This is a genomic window from Nostoc sp. 2RC (genome assembly GCF_014222165.1).
GTDB classification, from domain to species: domain Bacteria; phylum Cyanobacteriota; class Cyanobacteriia; order Cyanobacteriales; family Nostocaceae; genus Nostoc; species Nostoc linckia.
Genome location: NZ_JACKZU010000622.1, coordinates 1 through 2,466, shown reverse-complemented (window position 1 = coordinate 2,466; position 2,466 = coordinate 1). Strand labels below are relative to the sequence as shown.

1 protein-coding gene is annotated in these 2,466 nt (G+C 40.2%); it reads left to right on the top strand.

Features of this window, described 5'->3' with window-relative positions; genetic code table 11:
• Positions 1-487: 487 nt before the first annotated feature.
• Entirely contained in the window at positions 488-2,359 is a 1,872-nt protein-coding gene (gene ltrA, locus GNE10_RS33850; RefSeq protein ID WP_397326714.1) for a group II intron reverse transcriptase/maturase, read from the top strand.
• Positions 2,360-2,466: the final 107 nt, after the last annotated feature.

Sequence of the window (2,466 nt, the reverse complement as noted above, 5' to 3'; positions counted from 1 at the left end):
GTGCGATTCGTTTAACCCAAATGAGTAGAAATACTCTCTTAAGGTTAGCTAGGTTAACCAACCTAGACAACTTGGATTTCTGTATGGGTGAAATTCCCATCCTACAGGTGCAGTAGTGACAGCATATCCCTTACGGTAGCGACTAGTCATCAATCCGTAAAGCAGGGATAAAAGACGGTAACTCAAAATCCAATTGAGAACCCCGTCGAGCATAGCTGGTCATGAGTAGAAAACGAACCCTTGATAGAACCATCGTAATAATTAACAAGCCTACGTGGATTATTGGCTTGCCCAAAAGGGGAAAGGATAATTGACAAAGTTTTGTCAAAATGGCGAGGCAACTTCGGGATTGACCGAGCAAGCACCCATAATAAACCCGGTGGAAAGAGGGACTCTAAAATCAGCATTAAACGGAAAACCAGGAACGAAGTAACCCGAACGTATGCTCTTGTAGAAATGGTCGATGCTACAAGCAACTGCTAAGTGGATGCTACGGAACGGGAAGGATTGCCTAAAAAGCAAAAGCCTTTGGGAAAGCCAAAGGATAAGCAGACATAGGCACGATGATTTGGATGGTATTGCTATAAGTAGCAATGTAAAAGTTATGAGCGAGTTAAAGACTACGCATGAATGGAACAAAATCCCCTGGCGAAAGCTAGAAAGGAAATTGTTTAAGTTGCAAAAACGGATTTACCAAGCCTCAAATCGTGGTGATGTCAAAACAGTCCATAAACTCCAACGACTATTGATGAAATCCTGGGGTGCAAAATGTATTGCAGTCCGGCGAGTTACACAGGAAAATTCAGGCAAGAAAACAGCCGGAGTAGACGGAGTTAAATCATTAAACCCAAAACAAAGGTTAAAACTTGTCCAAAACCTGAAACTATCCCAGAAAGCAAAACCAACCAGAAGGGTATGGATTCCTAAACTTCATGGGGAAGAAAAGCGACCCTTGGGAATACCTGTAATTACAGACCGTGCGATACAAGCATTAGTAAAATTTGCAATCGAGCCAGAATGGGAGGCACATTTTGAGCCAAACAGTTACGGCTTTAGACCAGGACGCTCATGTCACGATGCAATAGGAGCAATATTCAACGCAATTAAGCAAGAGTCTAAATATGTGTTGGATGCCGATATATCGAAATGCTTCGACAAAATTAACCATCAAGCCTTATTAACAAAGTTGAACACATTTCCCAGCCTTCGTCACCAAATCAGAGCGTGGCTAAGAGCCGGGGTGATAGATAATGGCGAATTATTTCCGACAACTATTGGTACACCACAAGGCGGGTGTATATCGCCTTTATTGGCAAATATAGCCCTTCACGGGATGGAAAACTGGATACACCAAAAGTTTCCCCAACGGCAACCAAAAGTTAACGGCAAAAGAGTATTTACTCCCAGCCCAATTTTGATTCGCTATGCAGATGATTTTGTGATTGTACACAAAGACATCGAAGTCATTCAAAAATGTCAACAAGCTATAGCTGAATGGTTATCAGACATGGGCTTAGAATTGAAACCGAGTAAAACCAAAATTTCCCATACACTTCATAAGTATGAAGGAAAAATTGGGTTTGACTTCTTAGGATTTACAGTTCGACAATATCCTGTAGGAAAGAACCGAACAGGTAAGAATTCAAATGGAAAACCATTAGGTTTCAAAACACTCATCACTCCCAGCATTGAGAAAATCAAACAACATACCTCAAAAATTGGCAAAATCATTAAAACATATCATGCGGCTAATCAAGCACAATTGATTAAAAGATTGAATCCAATTATTAGAGGATGGACAGCTTACTATTCAACGGTAGTTAGTAAACGTACCTATAGTAAAGTTGATTCATGTATATACCAGCAACTTTTTGCTTGGGCTAAACGTCGTCACCCAAAACAAAATCATCAACAGATTGCTCATAAATATTGGTCAACTGTTGGCAATGACCATTGGGTTTTTACCAATAAACAGTCGGACAATATCCAGCATCTTATCAAACACGAGAAAACTCGGATAGTGAGACATATCAAGGTGCAAGCACAACGCAGTCCTTATGATAGCGATTGGGTTTACTGGAGTATGAGAATGGGCAGACATCCAGAAGTTAAACCAGAAATAGCTATTCTTCTGAAGAAACAAAAGGGTAAATGCTCTGAGTGTGGACTATACTTCCAAGATGAAGATTTGTGGGAAATAGACCATATAATTCCTCGCTCAAAAGGCGGGAATAATAGTTACCAAAATAAACAATTACTTCATCGACATTGCCATGATAATAAAAGTGCCAATGATAATACATTATTCATTTACGCACAAGAATTAGATGAGGATTATATCAATAGTAATCCTTTCTAGAGGTATGTATGACAAACACCAAATCATTGAGGAGCCGTGTGAATCGAAAGATTCATGCACGGTTTTGTAGCCGAGTCAGGAGGGTGACTTCCTGGCTTAGGCATCTC

Coding starts and splice junctions, on each gene's coding strand:
- ltrA (WP_397326714.1), top strand. CDS start 488: ATGCTACGGAACGGGAAGGATTGCCTAAAAAGCAAAAGCCTTTGGGAA.